The organism is Paenibacillus tritici (assembly GCF_013204885.1).
GTDB classification, from domain to species: Bacteria; Bacillota; Bacilli; order Paenibacillales; family Paenibacillaceae; genus Paenibacillus_AQ; species Paenibacillus_AQ tritici.
Window position 1 is genome coordinate 92564 of sequence record NZ_JABMKX010000016.1, and the last position, 16806, is coordinate 109369.

The 16806-nt window shown below is 45.4% G+C and carries 19 protein-coding genes; 3 read left to right on the forward strand and 16 right to left on the reverse strand.

Translation table 11 applies throughout. The features are described 5' to 3' along the window. Nucleotides 1-58 precede the first annotated feature (58 nt). The 6 genes from HQN87_RS24955 to HQN87_RS24980 all read right to left on the reverse strand — a co-directional run bounded on the left by HQN87_RS24955 (nucleotide 59) and on the right by HQN87_RS24980 (nucleotide 6367). Nucleotides 59-1885: an APC family permease gene (locus tag HQN87_RS24955; RefSeq protein ID WP_173138876.1), complete on the reverse strand. Its 1827-nt coding sequence runs from the start codon at nucleotides 1883-1885 to the stop codon at nucleotides 59-61. Between the two features lie 221 nt (nucleotides 1886-2106). Continuing rightward, entirely contained in the window at nucleotides 2107-2847 is a 741-nt protein-coding gene (locus tag HQN87_RS32835) for a DUF5071 domain-containing protein (RefSeq protein ID WP_173138878.1), read from the reverse strand. Between the two features lie 25 nt (nucleotides 2848-2872). After that, nucleotides 2873-3808, reverse strand: coding sequence for a metal-dependent hydrolase (locus HQN87_RS24965; protein WP_436836494.1), 936 nt, complete (start codon nucleotides 3806-3808; stop codon nucleotides 2873-2875). A gap of 175 nt (nucleotides 3809-3983) precedes the next feature. After that, nucleotides 3984-4541 (reverse strand): hypothetical protein, encoded by a 558-nt coding sequence (locus HQN87_RS24970; protein ID WP_173138882.1) that lies wholly within the window; start codon nucleotides 4539-4541, stop codon nucleotides 3984-3986. A 207-nt stretch (nucleotides 4542-4748) separates the two neighbouring features. After that, nucleotides 4749-5486: an SAM-dependent methyltransferase gene (locus tag HQN87_RS24975; RefSeq protein ID WP_254075665.1), complete on the reverse strand. Its 738-nt coding sequence runs from the start codon at nucleotides 5484-5486 to the stop codon at nucleotides 4749-4751. Nucleotides 5487-5701: 215 nt separating this feature from the next. Continuing rightward, nucleotides 5702-6367, reverse strand: coding sequence for a VOC family protein (locus tag HQN87_RS24980; protein WP_173138886.1), 666 nt, complete (start codon nucleotides 6365-6367; stop codon nucleotides 5702-5704). Nucleotides 6368-6549: 182 nt separating this feature from the next. Between HQN87_RS24980 and HQN87_RS24985 the strand changes: the two genes are divergently transcribed. Further along, nucleotides 6550-7932 (forward strand): WD40 repeat domain-containing protein, encoded by a 1383-nt coding sequence (locus HQN87_RS24985; protein WP_173138888.1) that lies wholly within the window; start codon nucleotides 6550-6552, stop codon nucleotides 7930-7932. A 266-nt stretch (nucleotides 7933-8198) separates the two neighbouring features. Here HQN87_RS24985 and HQN87_RS24990 read toward each other — a convergent pair whose 3' ends face one another. Continuing rightward, nucleotides 8199-8720 (reverse strand): helix-turn-helix domain-containing protein, encoded by a 522-nt coding sequence (locus tag HQN87_RS24990; protein WP_254075657.1) that lies wholly within the window; start codon nucleotides 8718-8720, stop codon nucleotides 8199-8201. On the opposite strand from HQN87_RS24990, the gene HQN87_RS24995 reads away from it, so the two are divergent. Beyond that, complete coding sequence (locus tag HQN87_RS24995; RefSeq protein ID WP_173138889.1) at nucleotides 8709-9347, forward strand: nitroreductase family protein; 639 nt, start codon at nucleotides 8709-8711, stop codon at nucleotides 9345-9347. The two genes, HQN87_RS24990 and HQN87_RS24995, sit on opposite strands and share 12 nt — an antisense overlap. Here the strand turns inward: HQN87_RS24995 and HQN87_RS25000 are convergent. From HQN87_RS25000 to HQN87_RS25015, 4 genes are all read right to left on the reverse strand, one after another. Further along, nucleotides 9331-9729, reverse strand: a complete 399-nt coding sequence (locus HQN87_RS25000) for a VOC family protein (protein WP_173138891.1) — start codon at nucleotides 9727-9729, stop codon at nucleotides 9331-9333. The genes HQN87_RS24995 and HQN87_RS25000 overlap by 17 nt on opposite strands. A gap of 269 nt (nucleotides 9730-9998) precedes the next feature. Then, nucleotides 9999-10838 carry a helix-turn-helix transcriptional regulator gene (locus tag HQN87_RS25005; protein WP_173138893.1) on the reverse strand — a complete coding sequence of 280 codons (840 nt, stop codon included), beginning with the start codon at nucleotides 10836-10838 and terminating at the stop codon, nucleotides 9999-10001. A 144-nt stretch (nucleotides 10839-10982) separates the two neighbouring features. Then, on the reverse strand, nucleotides 10983-11729 hold the full coding sequence (locus HQN87_RS25010; RefSeq protein WP_173138895.1) for a MerR family transcriptional regulator: 747 nt from the start codon (nucleotides 11727-11729) through the stop codon (nucleotides 10983-10985). Further along, the gene (locus tag HQN87_RS25015) at nucleotides 11704-12630 is read right to left on the reverse strand and encodes a DUF2268 domain-containing putative Zn-dependent protease (protein ID WP_173138897.1); all 927 of its coding nucleotides are present in this window, start codon (nucleotides 12628-12630) and stop codon (nucleotides 11704-11706) included. The genes HQN87_RS25010 and HQN87_RS25015 overlap by 26 nt, the downstream gene beginning before the upstream one ends. Before the next feature lie 252 nt (nucleotides 12631-12882). Here HQN87_RS25015 and HQN87_RS25020 point away from each other — a divergent pair, with 252 nt between their 5' ends. Further along, nucleotides 12883-13950: an SDR family oxidoreductase gene (locus HQN87_RS25020; RefSeq protein ID WP_436836495.1), complete on the forward strand. Its 1068-nt coding sequence runs from the start codon at nucleotides 12883-12885 to the stop codon at nucleotides 13948-13950. Nucleotides 13951-13996: 46 nt separating this feature from the next. On the opposite strand, the gene HQN87_RS25025 is transcribed toward HQN87_RS25020, so the two are convergent. The 5 genes from HQN87_RS25025 to HQN87_RS25045 all read right to left on the reverse strand — a co-directional run bounded on the left by HQN87_RS25025 (nucleotide 13997) and on the right by HQN87_RS25045 (nucleotide 16655). After that, complete coding sequence (locus HQN87_RS25025) at nucleotides 13997-14383, reverse strand: winged helix-turn-helix transcriptional regulator (protein WP_173138901.1); 387 nt, start codon at nucleotides 14381-14383, stop codon at nucleotides 13997-13999. 72 nt (nucleotides 14384-14455) lie between these two features. Then, nucleotides 14456-14959 (reverse strand): SMI1/KNR4 family protein, encoded by a 504-nt coding sequence (locus tag HQN87_RS25030; protein ID WP_254075658.1) that lies wholly within the window; start codon nucleotides 14957-14959, stop codon nucleotides 14456-14458. 60 nt (nucleotides 14960-15019) lie between these two features. Then, nucleotides 15020-15895 (reverse strand): stalk domain-containing protein, encoded by an 876-nt coding sequence (locus tag HQN87_RS25035; RefSeq protein ID WP_173138903.1) that lies wholly within the window; start codon nucleotides 15893-15895, stop codon nucleotides 15020-15022. A 103-nt stretch (nucleotides 15896-15998) separates the two neighbouring features. Beyond that, a complete protein-coding gene (locus tag HQN87_RS25040; protein WP_173138905.1) occupies nucleotides 15999-16262 on the reverse strand; it encodes a hypothetical protein in 264 nt (87 codons plus the stop codon). A gap of 39 nt (nucleotides 16263-16301) precedes the next feature. After that, nucleotides 16302-16655 carry a VOC family protein gene (locus HQN87_RS25045; RefSeq protein WP_173138907.1) on the reverse strand — a complete coding sequence of 118 codons (354 nt, stop codon included), beginning with the start codon at nucleotides 16653-16655 and terminating at the stop codon, nucleotides 16302-16304. Nucleotides 16656-16806 lie beyond the last annotated feature (151 nt).

A 16806-nucleotide genomic window follows, 5' to 3' on the forward strand; every position in this document is an offset into this window, starting at 1 on the left:
TAATAACAGCAAGAAGCCTGCACGCCCGGTATGGGGGTGCAGGCTTTTTTATAATCCATCACTTCTTCAAATGATAAGGCACCGTAGTGACAATGACATCGCTGCGGAACAACAGACGGGCGCGTATCAGCAGACTCGATTGATTATGAAGGATATTATGCCAGCCTTTCTTCGGAATGAACTGTGGAATAATTACCGTTACCCTATGGTTCAGCTCTGCGGCCTTCCAATTCACCTTATCAATAAATTTGGTCAAGGGTTGTATGATGCTTCTATAAGGAGTATATAGGGTGACCAACCTTACGTCCGGCTGCCACTTTCTCCATTTCTCCTCGAACACCGCTTCATCTTCCCGCTCGAAGGGCACGTAGACGGCTATAATCTGCTGCGGAGACAGCGACTTGGCATACTCCAGGGAGTTCATCACGACATGCGTGATCCCGGCTACCGGCACGATAATCACATTGCCTTCAATCTTAATCGTCTCCTCACAGGTAGTAATTCTAAGCTGATCCGCAATGGCCTCATAATGCTTATGAATCCGGTGGAACACCAGGAGCAGAATCGGCAGAAAGACAAACACCGGCCATACCTGCGTAAACTTGGTCATGAAGAACATCATCGTTACAACGAAGCTGATCAGAGCGCCAACTGTATTGATGATGAACTTTGGCACCCAGCCCGCAGGCTTTTCCCGGAGCCATTTCACCATCATCCCGCTTTGCGATAACGTGAAGGGAATGAACACACCTACAGCATATAAAGGAATCAGCTGCTCCGTCTTCCCCTCAAAGACATAAATCAGAAGCATGGACAGCACGCCCAATATGATAATACCGTTGGAGTAACCCAGCCGGTCCCCCCGCATGGTGAACATTCGCGGAATGAACTTATCCTTGGCAAGGTTCACGGCCAGCAATGGAAAGGCGGAATAACCGGTATTGGCAGCCAGGATCAGGATTAATGCCGTCGTTCCCTGGATAAAATAGTACATCGCATTCCGGCCAAAGGTTTGCTCGGCAATTTGCGAGACAACAGTGACGTCAGCGCGGGGAGCAATCCCGTAATAATAGGCTAACACCACAATGCCTGAGAACATCACAGCCAGTAACACTCCCATAGCGATTAAGGTTTTGGAGGCGTTGGAAGCTTCCGGGCTTTTGAAATTCGGTATGGCATTGGAGATCGCTTCTACACCCGTTAACGCAGAGCTCCCGGAAGAAAAGGCGCGCAATAATAGAAACAGGCTAATCCCCGCTACCGGAGTACCCAGTGAGGTATGCAGTTCCGCCGGAACGTTACCTGACAAGATGTTGTACAGACCTGTACCAATCAGGATGAATAAGGCCAGGACGAATAAATAGACCGGATAAGCGAGGACGGAGGCAGATTCCGTGACCCCTCTTAAGTTCAAAATCGTGATCAGAAGCACAAACACAATGGCAATCACCACTTTATGCTCATGCAGGCTGGGAAACGCTGAGGTGATGGCATCTGTACCCGCCGATATACTTACAGCCACCGTTAAAATATAGTCAACCAGCAGCGAACCGCCGGCAATTAACCCCGGATACTTGCCCAGGTTCTCTTTGGACACCACATAGGCGCCCCCGCCGTGGGAATAAGCAAAAATAATCTGCCGGTAGGACAGAATGAGCGCGGTCAGCAGGATCAACACACCCAGCGCAATCGGGATCGAATACCAGAAGGCGGCTGCCCCAATCGTAACCAGAACAATCAGGATTTGCTCCGGCCCGTAGGCCACGGATGACAGCGCATCTGAAGACAGTATAGCCAGCGCCTTCTTTTTATTTAACTTTTGCTCTCCCAATTCACTGGACTTTAAGGGCCTGCCAATTAAAAATCGTTTTAAGAATGAAATCACTTTGGTTTCACCACTCGCTTGTTATTTGTAGGATCTTGGTTGTACCCCATCTGCACCTGTTCCCCTGACACAACAAAAAGACCACAGAAGACTATTCCGTGATCTTCAACATATCATGTCCGGCATTAATATAGCGTTAAGAATTACGCCAAGACATTAAGATTGCATTAAGATCATTCACAGGCCGGAGCATTACCGGACTGATCCTTCAGCGCGTGGTGTTACTCGGTGCCTGACACCTTACTTACAAGCTCCTCGATTTCACTTACGAAGTCATGAAGACTGGATTTCCGGTTACAGAAGCTGAATTCTTCCCGATGCTGCTCCAAATAAGATTTGCATAATCCCGGTTTGAAGATCCCTTCACTGAATCCTCTTTTCAGCGCTTCACAATCGATGCCGGGATACGTATTCTCCAGCTGAGCGATCTCTGCAAGGGCCCTCTGTTTCTTGTCCTCTAACAGTAGTAGAACGGCTTCTCCCGGATAGATCTGGTGGACCCATAGAATCCGCAGTGCCTTCAGACCTATCGTTCCTCCTGCAGTTAGCCGGATTAGCTCCTCCTGAATCTGAACGATCTGCTCCTTGTTCCAGTAATCGATGATCATTTCGAAGATCCAGTACATCCATTCCTCATCTTGACTCTGATTCCTGAAAACATCTTGAATATAGGGGATCACCGGATCACCGATCTCTCTCAACAAAGGAGCAATCCGGCGTGATCCCGGCCAATTCATGTCCTGAATCCACTCCAGCAGTCCGGGCAAGATAGGCTTCACGCGGGGATAGCCCAGCTTAACAATAACCTCCGCCGCTCCGCCCCAATACTCTTTGCCTAGCGGCTGCAACAATAGATGAAGCTCCTCATCCTGGATGTTCTGAAGCTTCTGAATAGCCTCCGCTTGTTCGGCTTCAGGTGTGTCCCAGTCTAGCTTTTGAATAAGTGCATTGATATCCTCCACGTGCTGTCCCCTTCTCTGCAACAGTCTACTTCTTCGCGTTTTCCTGCCACTCTCCATCCTTATAGATAAAATAACGGGGATTCTCCTCCTGGTCGCGTGCAACAATCTCTCCGGCGCGCCCTTCGCTGCTCTCCTCCATCACTTCAAAAAAAACCTCATCCTCAGCAGGGAGCATCCGGTATACGTACTCCAGTCCGTCTTTTCCCGTATTACTTCGGACAATATCACCCTTCGCGGCAAAGAGCATATTCACGTCCAACTGGACTTCTCCGCCCAAGACAGGCAACACCCCAAGCACCCTTCGCTGGGAGTCGATGACATCAAACCTCATTTTCCAAAAATCACTCAGCTTGTGAACCTGATAATCCCCGAGCGGATACACCTGAACGGCTGCCTGTGGAGTGAGAGTGAATTTACGCGGAAGCCCTTGTTCCAGTTGCATTAGCATGGCAAGCTTAAGACTGAGATACAGGACAATAAACACAGCACAGCCCGTATTAAGCACCCGTCTCCTGCCCAACGACACCGGAAGCACAAAACCCATTACACCTAGTAACAGAGGCACCCAAACCGTAGGATCACCGAGATAGATCAAAGGAAGGGTATAAGCTTCGCTGGACAGCGGATAGACCAAATGCACCCCATGTCCCAAATAATCCACCAGAATATGACCCAGCACACTCCCCGCAAGACATAGGTACAAATGGGTATACGAATATTTTTTCAGCAGCAGCCTGAACAGGAACACAATCGGAACCATAACCAGCCCCATGACTATAATGGAATGCGACCAAGGAGATACATACCTGTTCCCCAACAGATCCGGCACAATTCCCAGGAACGAGTTCAGTCCGAGCAGAACAATCTTTTCCCTGAAAGAAATCTCATAGCGCATGAGCACCATCGATACAATGAAACTGCCCGTAAGCAGATGTGTAGCAATATGCATAGCTAATATCATAGACACCTGTAATCCCCTCCGCTTTGTTTGTTAAGCTTCACTGCTCAGAGTCTGGCAATTTATAAACAAATGGAGCGGGGAAAAGGTTCATTTGCTATACAAAGCTCACTTAAACTCAGTACAAATTTGGATGATTTGCGATGGTCAGTAACCAATCCGTCCACATCTTCTTTGTTCAGAGTAATGGTTTAAGCGAAGCAGCTGCTCTCTCATAATCACCCTGAGAAATGTCTTTAGCTGACTGCATACTGAAATGCAGCCCGTCTATTTCAAAATATAAATACGTTGCTCCGTTCTCTTCAGTAATCCACTCCCCAGATACATCTTTAGAAAGCTCAACTTTTTTAGTCGAAGCAATCTCGTTAGTGGGTTTAAGTTCTTCTTTGGATTGAGTGATTGAACCACGAATAAATACAATACGGACTTGATTTTCTTTAGCTTCAACACGATCCATGTAATCATCGCTACCTAAACCTACTGTAGGGATGTAGACTTCATCTAATCCGGCTTTCTTAGCAGCTTCACTAATTTCATTTTTTTGTTCTGCTGTATAAGATAGGGGCTCTGCTTCTGCCATTCCTTCACCTTCATTATTGGTGGAATTTACATTCTGATTTTGTTCAGTTGCAGGAGTGGGTGAAGAATTTGAAGGCGAATCTTCATTCTGGCTGCATCCTGCTAATAAAACACCAAACAGCAGGCCGATAATCACGACTTTCCCTGTGTAGTTCATGGAATATCCTCCACTTGTTGTTTTGTCACCTCACCATAATAGACTGAACCGCTCTTCCAAAAGTTGCATAATCTTCTCAACTCAGTTTCTTTTTTGAAGCTTTTTTGAGGTCCAGTAAACTAAATCAAACGGGTGCTGATAAAAATAAAGCGGTGCCCTGCTCCCTTAAGAGTCCCGGCTACCGCTGCTCATTCACCACACTACTATTTACTTACGGCGTGCAACCATCATAATCTCCATGCTCCCGAGCTGTAAGGAGTGTTTCCCGAATTGTCCTGGGCTACAGTCATACGCAGCCTCCACTTCGAAACCTTCACTAACCAGAAGCATCTGTAATTCCCGGAAGGTAAAAGCTGTGGTATAGATCAACACCTCTTTGGATTCACCCTCGGGGCTGTGAACCTCTTCTTTATCGATTACGGTGCAGGAATACGGATCAAATAACGACTCATCCTGTATACGCCGGGCTAAGTTAAGTACATTAATTGCCGTAAGCACGAATAAGGAACCCGGCTTCAGCGCCTTCTGCACCCCTCTAAGGACCTTCCGGTGATTCTCTTCACTGCCCGCCAGTCCAAAAGCTCCTTCATACAGACAAATTGCGCCATCGAATTCCTGATCAAACGTTAACTCGCGGGCATCCGCCACCAGAAATGCTGCCTGTAACTCTTCCTTCACAGCTTCCCGATTAGCGTGTCTGATAAATTCCGCAGAAATATCCACGCCCACTGTTCTAATTCCGCGCCGGGCCAATTCAAGACTATGCCGACCCGGACCACAGCCTATATCCAGGATGTGAGTACCCTGCTTCAAATTCATTAACTCTATTAAAAAGTCTACTTCCTGCATCGTTCCCTGGGCGAAACCGAATGTTAAATACTGCTCCCGCATGAAATCCCCGATTGCTTCATAATAATCCCCATTGTACTCAAAGCCTGATTGCATATTCTTCAAAATTATCCCTCCGTATCTGTGTGCCTACACGGAAGTGAATTGGCGTGACAGCTTAACCCCTTCCGTGTCCCGAATGACAACATTCATTCTGTCAGCGCTTCTATTCATAAGTTCACTCGCTTTCCTTATTATGTAACTTCAGGGTAGACATTCGGAGCCGGGAAGTCAAAAGAAAGAACCGTTTTACTCATTCTATACAGTTAGCCTTAACGAAGCTCCTTGACCTGCATCCCTTCTGTATAATCCAGCGTAATCTCACAGACGTCCGTCTTAATAGTTAGCGGATGCGGATAGGCTTCCTCCTGATCAGACATGAACCAGATCCGGCCTTGCTTCACAGCAATAATCAGTCCACACTCGTCACCTGCAGCGGCGAACTGGCTACTAGAATCCTGCCAAGGAACAATCCCTACCCGGGATAGCTTGAGCAGCGCCTCCTCTACATCGGGTACAGGCAGTCCGATCTCACTTACACATAACAGACTCGCTGGGGAAAATGCCTCATTGGCGGAATTGTCCAGATTGTGCCGGGCAATCAGCTCTACAATATTACCTGCCGGATCATAGAAATAGATGGAGTCTGCATTCCAAGACTCGAAGTGCACAATCTCATGTCCTTGGCTCAGAATAATCTGGACCTTCGGAGTGATCCAGCGCAACGCCTCATCTATCTTATTCTCAGGAATATTGAATGCAAAATGATACTTTGGTTGTCCGTTTGGATCAGACTTTTTGAAGGTTAGGCTGGACACTCCCACTTGTACACTGAAAGATGTTGATTGTTCCTGAACTAGCGTCAACCCAAGAGTATTCACATAAAAGTTTTTCATTTCTTCTAGGGCAGGGGTCTGCATCTCTACTGCTTTTATCATTTAGAATCACCTCTATTTGTCGGCATAACAGCCAGACCTTTGCTTCCATGGTAGCCAAGCAACGTTTTGAAGTCAAACCCGCATCTGCAACTTCTGTGCAGCATCCGCGTCCATAACAATATGGAAAATCTATCTATTCTCTGAAAACAATAGGACAATTGAACACAACAGGAGGTTTATGTATGCGCTATATGGCAGCAATTGTGCTGGCGGCGGCTCTCCTCTCAGGGTGTCAGGGGGCAGACAAGGCCGGTGTGAACGGCTCTTCCCAGTCCCCATCCTCACAGACCGAAGTATCACCCACGGCTATGTCAGCCACACCTTCCCCCTCAGCACCTTCAAACACAGAGGAGCCACTTCTCTACATTGAGCAATTGCGAATTATCGGCGGCGGACAATTGGTGCAGGTGAAATCCAACTTTGATATTGACCAGCGATCATTGGAGCAAGCACTGAAAAATAGTCTACAGACCAGTGATCCCGAGACCGAATTCCGTTACACGCTGGAATGGGAGTCTCCACGCTTTGTCCAAATCCGCCTGCATTTGGATGAGGACAGCGTCTGGTCCGGGTCATTCAACCTGGATGAAGCCGTTACTGCAGACGGGCGCAAGTATGCCAGCACGGAACTGCCCTACCGTAACACGGTAGTAATCAGAGCTGGGGACGGTGAAGGCAGCCTGCTGTTCCAGGGCGTCACTTCTGGTACCAGGCGCGTAGTTCCTGCCTGGAACACGGGCTGGATCAAGCCGGTCCAGACCCGGGAATCGGTGGCTCCCTCCTACCTGTTCTATGGGCAGGAGAAGCACCATCTGGTGCACGCCCTGAAGGGCGAGGCGCTGGAGATTCCGGCTTTTCCCCAGGAAAAGGATGCCTACGGTAATGACTACGGTTACCATGAGATGTACGCCGACCGTTTCTATTCGGGCTTCACTTATATGGTCTCGGGCAATAAGACGCTGTACCGGGTAGACCTGAAGGACTTCACCCGTAAGCAGCTCCATACGTTCAACAAGCCTGTCTACGGAATGTCCTCATCGCCGGACGGTACCCGCATCGCTGTATTAACCGCCCATGACGATTACATCGGTTCTGGAGCGGACTTGCTGGTTCTGGATGAGAAGGGAAATACGCTGTTGTCGCGGGAGAACGCGGTTTACCTCTCCCACAGTGACGGCTTCCTGTTCGTATATCCGCTGACCTGGGAGGATGATTCGATCCTGCTGCTTCCCGCAGACAGCGGAGAGGATAACCCGCTCGGGACAATCCGTTACGATATCGGAAGCGGGACCTCTTCGGTTATGCAGGATGAACGAATTACGGATCAGGTGACAAAAGATATCTGGGAGCATGAGCGCCGGGAGAAGGATTACTCCCTGTTATCGGGGCTCCATTGGTCGCCGGACGGCAGGTTCGCGGCATATACATCCGGGACTGGCGCCATTCAGGTCTACGACAAGCAAAAGCGATCCTTCGAGTTCGTGGCTGCAGGTACTCTGCTGGGATGGATGCCGGACGGCACGCTGGCGTGGGCGGATGTCGGGGGTCATGCTTATACATTTTGAGTCTATGGGACGGGAATAGGGCCACTGTTTTGTTTGAATTCTTCCAAATTTATATCAGAGCAAAGACAACCGTCGATCTTTCCTGAGCGGTTGTCTTTGCTTAACACTCTTATTTTCTACCAATCCTTTTAAGAAGCATGGAAATTCCAACAATACAAAGCAACGTTACTCCAGCAAAAACTGGCATGGATGAGGCCAATAATAGAACTACAATTCCGAATAACAGAACTCGAATCACCTTAATTACAAGTACCATACGTCAACTCCTATTTAATTGTATCCACAGATTTGCACGGAGTCTGAAATCTTGCATTGCCCTCTAACACATCCGCTAAGAATGTTTTGGATGCCTTCAACTTCTCTTCTAACTCCTGGATATATTGAATTTTTCCCTTCACCAAAGCATTCTTTTCTACATAGGAATTCTCGTTCTCGTTGATAAGCAGAATTATTTCCTGAATAGTGAAATTTACACTGAGCAGGGTTTTTATATCCTCCAGAAAAGCAATCACATCTTCATGATATACGCGATAATTATTGTCATCCCTTGATATATACTGCTCCGGAATCAGCTGTTTGCGTTCATAGAATCGCAAGGTGGATACTGGCAGCCCCATCAGCCTGGACACTTCACTCGCTTTCATAACCCATTCCCTTCTGAACACCGTAATAATTAGATTTGCTGTAAACCACGGTTTATAGTTCATAATGACAATAGGATAACCACTGGCACCAACAATGTCAAAAAAACGGGTTACCTCAAAAGGAGAGATTACATGCTGGAGCATATCCAAAACAACGATTTTGTGAGTATTATTACGGGCCGCCGTTCCGTCCGCCATTATGATGAGCAGGTCAAGATTACTACAAAAGAAATGCAAGACATCATTAATGAAGCAAGCTTAGCGCCTTCTTCTGCCAATATCCAGCCATGGCGTGTTATCGTGGTTCATACCCCTGAAGGGAAAGACAAACTCCGTCCTCTCGTACAATTCAATACGCAACAAAATGATTCCTCAGCCGCTATGCTTATTATTCTGGGTGATACGCAGAGTGAACAGTATGTAGAAGAGATTTATAATATGGCTGTCGAGCAGGGGAAAATGCCGCAGGAGGTGCGGGATAAGCAGGTCTCCCAAATTCTTGGTATGTTCCCGCTACTCCCCCGGGATATGAAGATAGAGATCGCCAAAGTCGATGCCAGTTTATTTGCGATGCAACTGATGCTGGTAGCCCGTGCACACGGGTATGACACCAATCCTATGGCAGGTTTTGAGCGTGATAAGGTAGTTAGCGCCTTTGATCTGGACGACGAACGTTATGTCCCTGTCATGATCCTGTCCATCGGCAAAGCCAAGCAAGAAGGCCATGAATCGGTGCGCTTACCTAGTGATAAAATCACCTTTTGGCGCTGACCTTCATTTCATTCCAAGGATCAAGCGTCACTTCGCAGACATCGGTCTGTACAGTCAGTGTATGCGGGTACGCTTCCTGATCTGACATGAACCAATTCCATGCTTCGAAGTATACGACTTGCTTGTCTTGATCCGGGATTATAGCGGCTTTCGGGGTGATCCACCGCACCGCCTCGCCGATTTGGTTCTCCGGTATATTAAAGGCAAAATGATAAAAAGGTTGGGCGCTCTGTCCAGACTCTGTAAAGGATAGGCTGGACTCCCCAACCTTCACACTAAATGAAGTCGAATTTTCTGTAATTAATGTTAACCCGAGTGAATCCACGTAAAACTCCTTCAATTCTGCAATGGACTGGGCCAGCATCTCTACTTCTCTTATCATTCAAGGCACCTCGCATCTCAACCAATTTTTTGAATATGTACTAACTACTTTAGTTACAGGTTACCATAACCTAAAATCGAGTCAAAACGTAGGCGCAGGTCTTTTCCATAATGAAATCTGGCCTGCCGATGTAATTGGTCCAGCTCAATCTCAAAAACATTCAGACGGCTATGGACATTCCGTCCTGACAAATATTTGCCCGTAAAAAAAAGCAGCGGCAGAACAAGACTTGATAAGTAAAGTCTTATTCTGCCGCTGTAGTTGTTGAACTATCTTTTCCCGTTAGCTGCCACTCCATTAATCAGCTTCTCAAGACTTCCCCTGTCCAGAAAGGGTGCGAGACTTATGATCCGGTCCGCATCGAGTGTGCCTTCTGTAACCCGGTCTACCAGGCGGCTTAACGTATCTCTGCTAATAAAGGGAGCCAACCCTTGAACGGTATCCCAGCTTAAGCTGCCCTCTTCTGCTAGTTGTACCAACCGATCTATATGTTCTCTTCCAAGAAACGGGGCAATTTCAACAAGATTGTGGAACTCCAAGGAACCCTCATTCCATTTATCTACCAGTCGGTTTAAGGTGTCGCCGCTGACGAACGGAGCGAGTCCTGTAATGATGTCCCACTCCATTTCGTCTTCTTCAGCCTGACTAACCAGTTCATCCAATGTACCCGCTCCAAGGAACGGAGCCAGCCGCATGATGAAGTCCAACTTAAGCACGCTGCTGTCTAATCGTTCTGTAACCTTATGCAGAGAGCTTGCTTTTAGTAACGGTGCTACTTCTAGCAGATCTTCCACCTCCACCTCACCGGTATTGACCCTCTCTGCCACTTGGTCCGGTCTGTTCTCGGAGATCTCCTCAACGATCGTTCCCAGGTGCTGGTGCTCCCGATGTTCTGCGTGGTCTCCTGCATTTAAAATGTCATCAACCGTCTTGCCGAATAACCTCGCAAACCGCGGAAGCGTTCCGATATCCGGTAGCGATTCGCCGCGCTCCCATTTCGATACCGCCTGATGACTTACATTCAGTTGATCGGCAAGTTCCAATTGGGTCAGATCCTGGTCTTTGCGAAGCTTCGAAATATAAGCTCCAATCTTACGCAAGTCGAGCATTGGTATACCTCCAAGTCGTACAAAATGTACAGTGCGCACTGTCAAAAACAGCATAGCATTTTCGCAAACGCAATCCTATCAAGCGGTGGTTGAATGATCACTTGCGCAATATTCAACTGCCGGTAGAATGGCTTCTGCAGATGATTACCGGTTGATATTTTGCATAATTGCGCTGTAAAGAAAATCTGCTAAATCCTCATTGCCATATTGATTAAAGTAGCTTTTGAAGCGTGCATCGAATTTGTAGGTATGGGCAATGCAAGCCAGTAACTCTGCATCGCAGGTCATGAATTGCATTAGATTTCCTTTCCACTCTTCGATTAATCGCTGCACTTCATCGGAGGAAGGATCCTGATGGATACAAGACGCAATTTTTTTATATATTTCCTCAGTATCGGAAAAACGTTTCTCTTTTTCATCGACAGATAGTTTTTCCATCGTCTCAATATACACTTTGTACGCCTCTGTTTCGCCATAAATGAACCTTGCCTCATTGGCATACTGTTCTTTCAATGGCAAAACGGAAGAATGGTTAAAAATGTGTAAATTACTAATATCATTCCCCGAAACGTATTCATCAAGAGCAGTCATGATGTTGTCCAGTCTTTGTTTTCTCAATAATAAAGTTTGTCTCTGCTTCTTTAATATTTGTTTCTGTTCTTGCCTGGTCAGCTTTAAAATGTCCGCAATTTCTTTCAAGGAAAAATCCAATTCCTTTAAGAATAAAATGGTTTGAAGTTTTTCCAAACTGCTTCGATCATATAGGCGATACCCTTTTTCCGTCAGATGTGTCGGTTTAAATAGATCGATTCTATCGTAATAGTGCAAGGTACGAGCTGTAATGCCTGTTATCTGAACAATATCTTTAACCGCTAATAATGGTTTCTTCATCCCAAAATCCCTTTACTTCGTCTAGTATTTGAGCAGCAGGCGTGATTGTTGCCTCAAAGATCGTTCTTCCTGTTTTTCTTAGGTAATACTGGATTAAATAATATCCGCAAGCGTAGCCGGCGCTGTAAGGCATATTGACCGGTTTGAAGCTCTGAAGTTCTGCGATCTCATCACCATAAAGATACGGGGCAAATTGATCAAACCCCGTTAATTGCAATTGCTCTCTTAGCACGGGCTTAATGCGCCTGTTAAGTGTTTCTGCATTTGTTTTCGTTACCCAAGGGCCAAGCAACTCTTCTCCAAACATGAGCGTAGCAAAGTTCTCAGCTAATCCTTCACTTACAATAAGCTCGCCCAAATTAACGGTGTGATCCCATTGAATAAATTGATACCGCACGTTATGATTGCATTCGTGCGCCAGCGAAGCCTTCATTCGAGGAAGCGTGTATTCATTTGGCAAGAGTGTACCCCAGATAAACCCGGGGATGCCCCCGAAGCCGCTATATCCTTCATTTATTAATAAGGCACGGCTTTCCGGATTTCCTAGTTGAATGGTAAACAAATATTCGGATACAGGGAGATTTATTTCATGTTCTATAAATAGATGGAGGCTTTTCTTCACAGCATGCTCACACTCTAACCAAAAAGAATCCGATGAAATCAACTCGATCTCTGATGAAATCTGCCCGGTAATCTGATCAGGGGAGCGGTGCATTATACTATTGAACGTAACAACGTCAAAACCATTCGCTTCTTCAGCTCTAAAAGGCATTTGTTGAATTTTCCATTGTTTCATAAAGGGAGCCATCATTTCGTTTCTGAATAATTCAAGCTTTTCCTCGGGCGAAGCTTGGGCAACTTTTTGATAAATTCGGTCTGAACGCAATGTTTTTATATTCATATCTCTCACTCCAAGTAGTTGATAGTGAGAATTATGCACTATGACCTAACGTCATAGTCAAGCACTTTGAATCGAATAAGGAAAATTAGGTACAGGGTACTCCATCACATACCTTTCTTTTGACACCAGCGGGACTGGTTAGATTACAATGAAGTACTTTAGTTACTTCAAAGTGCGTACTTCTCAAGTGTTGATATTTGTTACAAACTAACGTTGAACAAATCACTGCACTTAAGGAGTTGAGACACGATGATGAATGAATCTACTGAAAGACGTAAAATCGCTCTGGTCATTGGCGCAAATGGTGTGATCGGTCGCAACCTAATCCATCACCTTATTACTTTACCCGACTGGGACGTTATTGGCGTTTCACGTCGAGGTGGAGAATCTACCGATCGTGTACGTTATGTGGCGGCCGATTTACTCAATATAAATGAAACCCGTGAACAATTGAAAGGGCTAACTGAGGTAACCCACATCTTCTATGCTGCGTATCAAGACCGGCCAACTTGGGCCGAACTCGTTCCACCCAACCTGGCTATGTTAGTGAACGTTGTAGAAGTTATGGAACCGATAGCGCCGGGATTGAAGCATGTCAGTCTGATGCAGGGATACAAGGTATACGGTGCACATCTCGGTCCTTTCAAGACACCTGCACGTGAGACTGACGCGAATCATATGCCTCCAGAATTCAATATTGCCCAGCAAGATTTTTTAGAACAAAGACAATTAGGGAAATCCTGGACTTGGTCAGCCCTTCGTCCTTCAGTCGTGTGCGGATTCGCGCTCGGGAACCCGATGAACCTGGCCATGGTCATTGGCATATACGCGTCTATGTCGAAGGAACTTGGGCTTCCTCTACGGTTCCCGGGAAAGCCGGGGGCTTATGATAGCCTCCTGGAGATGACGGATGCTGGACTACTCGCCAAAGCAACCGTATGGGCAGCGACAGAAGAGAACTGTGCGAATCAGGCATTTAACATTACAAACGGAGATTTGTTTCGCTGGAATGAACTTTGGCCCAAAATTGCCCGTTACTTCGAGTTGGAGACAGCACCTCCATTGCCCATGTCACTGGATATGATCATGGCTGATAAGGAGGAGCTATGGGACACCATGGTTAAAAAGCATGGTCTTGCACCACATTCCTATAAAGCTGTCTCGTCTTGGCAGTTTGGAGATTTTGTGTTTTCCTGGAACTACGATTTCTTCTCCGACGGATCAAAGGCCCGCCGATTAGGCTTTCATGAATACGTGGACACGGAAGTGATGTTTAAAGATATCTTTGATGATTTCCGGAAACGCAAAGTCATTCCTTAACAGACGATGGAAAACTAACAAGCTGACCTTCCATAAGGTCAGCTTGTTAGTTTTCAGGTTCAGATTCACTTGGCGGGTTATCCAGAACAACTGCATTCTCCCCGTAGGTTCGCTCAATATAAGTTTCGCCCCATCTACACATCAGGTGAAGAATCTCTTTTAGACTACTCCCATACTCCGTTAACTCATATTCAACCTTTGGAGGAACCTGATTATAGGAAGTACGTAGAACGATCCCTGCCACTTCAAGCTCCCGAAGTTGTTCCGTTAATACCTTTTGAGTGATTTTTGGTATCAGCGTTTTGAATTCATTATTCCGTTTCTTCCCAAAGGTTAAATGAAAAAGAATAGCAGGTTTCCACTTTCCTCCAATCACTTCAAGCGTGGCTTCCACAGAAGTATTATATATTTTAACCGGATCTGCCCGTTTCACTGTACATTCCTCTTTTCTGGACTGGAGGTGGCATCTTCATAAGAGCAGCAACCTCTCCTAGCTACGTTAATCTCAATTTGACATTAACCGTGCCAGAAATTCTCCAAACGAATCGGCTACTTTTTCAACCTCTTCAAATTCAGGCTCACATCCACGGACAATAGCCCCACCGTCGGTTGTTAAGTCAATGGCATAGAAGGAATATCCATCCTCCACAGACATTACAATCGGCAAGTGATGATCCCACCAGGCCGTTATCTCTGAGCGCCAAATAGAATCACCCTCTGCGGCCTCCAGACTAAGCATTTCAAATTCATTCCATTGGAATGCGGCCTCCGTGCTATTGTTGAACTCCGCCTCACAAATAAACCAGGTTTGCTCATCCGGTGCAACGCATTTTTCAACTACATTTAGAAATTCGGAATATTCATCTGGAAGTCCTTTATATCTTGAAGTAATGCCACTATTTAAATGTAGCTGAGAACCGGATTTACTCATTATGTCCCAGCCTTTTTCCCCAGCCCAAGTCATAAATTCCCTAAGGTGAGTTTTTCCTTTTCCATTATTCCCTTCCAAATTCCACACCTGCCCATCAGCTTAAGAAATAGAAATTCTAACCCTACTATACCATTTTCTTTACTGAGGGTGATAATCAGAGAATCCTGATATTAGAACTCTAGCCGCCTTATTCACGCTATCCACCTTCCAAGTGCCGTTAGTGAATATAAGAGTGACCGTCCGATCTTCAGCATATTGATCTTCTCCTGTAAGACCATTCGCCAGTATTACAGATTGCGAAAGTGTGGCCGAATTCTTGCTAGTATAAACAGGTGAAGTGACAGGCATTTCATAAGTACCTGCTGTGTTCAAACCTTTGTTCTGAACAATAGACTTAATTAACCTATCCGTGAAATAGGGTTGGAGGGTTGAATTTACATTTTTAATGGAAGATATATTGGATGCTTGGTTTAATTTATCCGATAGTAGTTTCAAGCGTGAGTCAGTAATTTTGCTTTTCTCCGGAATTTGAATAGACGGGGTCTTCATATTGACAACAAGTCCCTTGTTGCCTAACGTCACTTTTGCTTGTTTAGACAGTTGGTTCCATACTACAGTTGCTCCTAACGACTGACTAACAAAACGTAGAGGGACATACGTTGTTCCTTGGATGACCTGTGTGGCAGTATCCAAATCCACATATTCCCGGGACGGTGTGTCCGGAGTTTCACTCGATGGAGCAGCTTCAATAATGACACGTTTGAAATTTGCGGCAAGCCATAGGGTTGAATCCCCATTTTTGATTTTAACAACTTTGTCCGTTTGAAACCATTCCAGACTTGCACCAAGATTCTCGGAGACTGCGCGTAATGGAACTAGTACTCGACCATTGTTTATTTGGCCATTGTTAATCGTAGTAGATGTAGAAGCCTCTGATGCATAACCAGATTCTGTTGTTAAAGGCAGCAAAAAAAGTGCTGATGAAAGCAAAGAAATCGTCCATTTTTTCATCATCATATATCCTCCTTATTACGCGCTTCGTCTATTTGCCCCACCAAGAATAGCAGGTTAAGGTGCTTCCTTATAATCAATTAGCTTAAGATAATATCAGAATGATTTAGTATAATTCTCCTTCATCCCCTTGTACTTTCGCATTAAGTTCCTTAGCAATCTCCTTCATCTTATCCATTACATCATCAACTTTCCATATAAAAAAATCACCGTTTATTGATATTTGAATTGGACCAGATATTGAAAATGTATTAGAATACTCAAAATCATTTTTAGCCGAAAATAAAACCTTTAACTCATCAAGTGAAATGGGACTTTCCGTGCTCTCTGTCCAATGATCTGCTCTCGTAATATGAATATCATAGCTCATAAACTTATACTCCTTTGGATTAAATTTCTCTCATACTTACTAAGTGTCGAACGATTCAGCGATTTCATGTACGTTACCAAATGGATCAACGAAAGCAGCATATCGCCCCTCAGTAGGTTTCTCATGCAAAAATTGAATACCCTTTTCCTTCATTTCTTTATAAGTTTGCTCAACAGATACGACCTCAAACACCAAAACTGTTCTAGCTTCGTTTGAATAATCCCCAATTTCTTTGGTCTTTTCACACTTAAAAGCTATAAGCTGACAGCCGTCAAGGGCAAATATAAGCTTATTTTCTTGCTCTAACAGAGTTTGCAAACCCAGCAATTCAGAATAAAACCATTTCGTCTTTGTCATGTCATTAACGAAAATCATTATATGTCCTAGTTTCATAAGGCTATGCTGCTCCTTCACTTTTTTGAATTTTTTATGGTTCATGCAGATTCTTTACTTATACTTATTTGAAGTATTCGCTAATTGATTAACATATCCTTCCCATTAGCTTAGTGAAGCGTCCATCCTCTGATATTCATTTTTTCGAGTA